Origin of the sequence: Methylobacterium sp. WL116 (assembly GCF_008039455.1) — a bacterium.
Classification (GTDB): Bacteria; Pseudomonadota; Alphaproteobacteria; order Rhizobiales; family Beijerinckiaceae; genus Methylobacterium.
On sequence record NZ_VRUV01000585.1, the window covers coordinates 1 to 2,636 of the forward strand.

Genomic DNA, 2,636 nt, shown 5'->3' on the forward strand with positions numbered 1-2,636 from the left:
GGCCATCGCCGCGACCTCGCGGCCGCCGAGGCGGCGCAGGACCTCGAGCGGATCGTCGAGATGGCCGGCATGGTGGGCGAGCGCGGCCTCCACCGCCGCGACCTTCCGCGCGATCCCGGCCTCGTCCAAGCCGGTGCCGTGCCCGACCCAGTGCGACGGCGCTCCCCCGAACACGGCGGCGTAGATCGCGGCGGCGATCGTGGTGTTGCCGATGCCCATCTCGCCGACGCCGACGCAATCCGTGCCGGCGGCCACCGCCTCCATGCCGAACGCCATGGTCGCGACGGTGGCCTTCTCGTCGAGGGCCGCGTCTTGCGTGATGTCGCCGGTCGGCAGGTCGATGGCGAGGTCGAACACCTTGAAGCCGAGGCCGTAGGCGGCGCAGATCTGGTTGATCGCTCCCCCGCCCGCGGCGAAGTTCTCGAGCATCTGGCGATTCACCGCATCGGGGAAGGCCGAGACGCCGCGCTTCGTCACGCCGTGGCTGCCGGCGAACACGCAGACCAGCGGCCGGTCCAGCGTCGGCATCGCCTTGCCTTGCCAGGCCCCGAGCCAGGCGACGAGCTGCTCCATCCGCCCGAGCGCGCCGGCGGGCTTCGTCAGCCGCGCCTCGCGCGCCGCGATCGCCGCGGTCGCATCGCGATCGGGGCCGGGCATCGTCTCGATCAGGCGGCGGATATCCGCGAACGGGGTCGGGTCGGTCATCGGGTCCGAAGGATTGTTGTGGGCGGGCTTGCGCCGGTGGACGGGCGCGCCGTTCCCGCGAGCTATAGTGGTGCGGGACGCGCGGGTGAAGGCTGCGTGCGGACGAAGGCCGATTGCGAGCGAAGGCGGCGTGATGGTGGGCGGACCGTTCCGCGGCGAGGCCGACTGGCCGGGCCGCGACCTGTTGCACGATCTGGCGGCGTGCCTGCGCTTCTACTCGCGCCTGCCGCTGCCGAGGTTTCCGGGCGAGCCCGATCCGCACGCCGTCCCCGACTTCCGGACGATCCCGCGTATGCTGCCGCTGGCCGGCCTGATCCTGGCGCTGCCGCCGGCCCTCGTGCTGCTCGCCGGATGGTGGATCGACCTCGGGCCCTTCGTCGCGGCGACGCTCGCCGTCGCCGTCGCGGTGATGCTCACCGGTGCGCTGCACGAGGACGGCCTCGCCGACGTCGCCGATGGGTTCGGCGGCGGCGCGACGCCGGAGCGCAGGCTCGAGATCATGAAGGACAGCCGCATCGGCGCCTATGGCGGCGTCGCGCTGATGCTGTCGCTGGCGCTCCGGATCGGCGCGCTCGCCACCCTCCTGGACCGGACCGGCACGGCCGCCGCCACCGGCCTCGCCCTCGCCGCGATCCTGTCGCGGGTCGCCGCGCTCGCGCCGATGGTGCTGCTCGCGCCGGCCCGGCGCGGGCGGCGACGGGCACGGCCATCGGCATCGGATTGGTGCTGGCATTGCTGGCGCGGCCGCTCGGCCTGCCGTTCTCCGGCATCCTCGCGATGGTGGTGCTGGCGCCGCTCGCCGCCCTCGCCATGACGCGCATCGCCCGGCGGAAGATCGGCGGGCAGACCGGCGACGTCGTCGGAGCCTGCCAGCAGGTCGCGGAGATCGGGGCCCTGCTCGCCTTGCTGGCCACGGCCTGAGCTTGATCGCGGGGCCACGAAGCGGGCATGGACGCGGCATGAACCCGCCCATCCCGACGTCGTCCGGCAAACCCTCGAGCCCGTGCACCAAGGTCTGCGTCCTCGACGGGCCGAGCGGCCTGTGCATCGGCTGCGGCCGGACGCGCGACGAGATCGGGCTGTGGGGCTCGCTCTCCGAGCTGCAGCGCCGCGCGATCATGGCAGGGCTCCCGGCCCGGTTGCGGGGGGCCGGTCTCGCGGTGGCCGGAACGCCGGCATGACGATCATCGCGTTGATCGCGATCGGCCTGGTGGTGGCCGTGCTGGTCGCGACCGACGGCGGCCGGATCGCCGGGGCGATCGAGCCCGACCAGCTCGCCGGCCTCGCCTGGGGCGCCGGCATCCTCGCGCTGGTGGTCGCCGGGTTCTGGCGGCAATTCGCCGGCGCCCCCGGAAAGAACCTCCAGGCGCTGCTGCTCTGGTGCGGCCTCGGGCTCGCCTGCATCGTCGGCTACGTCTATCGCGAGCCGCTGCAGGAGGTCGGCGCGCGGGTGACCGGTGCGTTGCGCCCCGGCTCCCCGACGATCGGCCCCGGGGGCACGGTGACGATCACGCGCCGGTCGGACGGCGCATTCCTGGTCGAGGCGCAGGTCGATGGGCGGAGCCAGAGCTTCGCCTTCGACACCGGCGCCAGCGCGGTCGTCCTCACCGCGGAGAACGCCGCGGCGCTCGGCCTTCACCCGGAACCCGGCGCATTCACCGTCCGCGTCGCGACGGCGAACGGCATCGCCTACGCCGCGCCGACCACGCTCGACGCGCTCGCCATCGGCCCGATCACGGAACGGCGCGTCCCGGCGCTCGTTGCCAAGCCGGGCGCCCTCGACGGCAACCTGCTCGGGCAGAGCTTCCTGACGCGGCTCGCCGGCTACGAGGTCCGCGGCGACCGGCTGATTCTGCGCGGGCGCTGATCAGGCGGCGTCCCGCTCCGGCAACGCCCGCGAGACCAGCGCCACGGCGGCGCGCAGGGTCGCG

Annotated in this window: 3 protein-coding genes and 1 pseudogene; 3 read left to right on the plus strand and 1 reads right to left on the minus strand. The window is 74.2% G+C overall.

Going from position 1 to position 2,636, the window contains the following annotated elements:
- On the minus strand, positions 1 to 705 hold a 705-nt coding region (locus FV223_RS24845), incomplete at its 3' end, for a nicotinate-nucleotide--dimethylbenzimidazole phosphoribosyltransferase (RefSeq protein ID WP_147729462.1).
- Positions 706 to 838: 133 nt separating this feature from the next.
- Here FV223_RS24845 and cobS point away from each other — a divergent pair.
- The 3 genes and pseudogenes from cobS (at position 839) to FV223_RS24860 (ending at position 2,572) form a co-directional block, all read left to right on the plus strand.
- A pseudogene (gene cobS / locus FV223_RS24850) lies at positions 839 to 1,626 on the plus strand (adenosylcobinamide-GDP ribazoletransferase).
- A gap of 38 nt (positions 1,627 to 1,664) precedes the next feature.
- Entirely contained in the window at positions 1,665 to 1,886 is a 222-nt protein-coding gene (locus tag FV223_RS24855) for a DUF1289 domain-containing protein (RefSeq protein WP_147729463.1), read from the plus strand.
- Positions 1,883 to 2,572, plus strand: a complete 690-nt coding sequence (locus tag FV223_RS24860; RefSeq protein WP_147729464.1) for a TIGR02281 family clan AA aspartic protease — start codon at positions 1,883 to 1,885, stop codon at positions 2,570 to 2,572. Before FV223_RS24855 ends, FV223_RS24860 begins: the two co-directional genes overlap by 4 nt.
- Positions 2,573 to 2,636 lie beyond the last annotated feature (64 nt).

Coding starts and splice junctions, on each gene's coding strand:
- FV223_RS24860 (WP_147729464.1), top strand. CDS start 1,883: ATGACGATCATCGCGTTGATCGCGATCGGCCTGGTGGTGGCCGTGCTG.
- FV223_RS24855 (WP_147729463.1), top strand. CDS start 1,665: ATGAACCCGCCCATCCCGACGTCGTCCGGCAAACCCTCGAGCCCGTGC.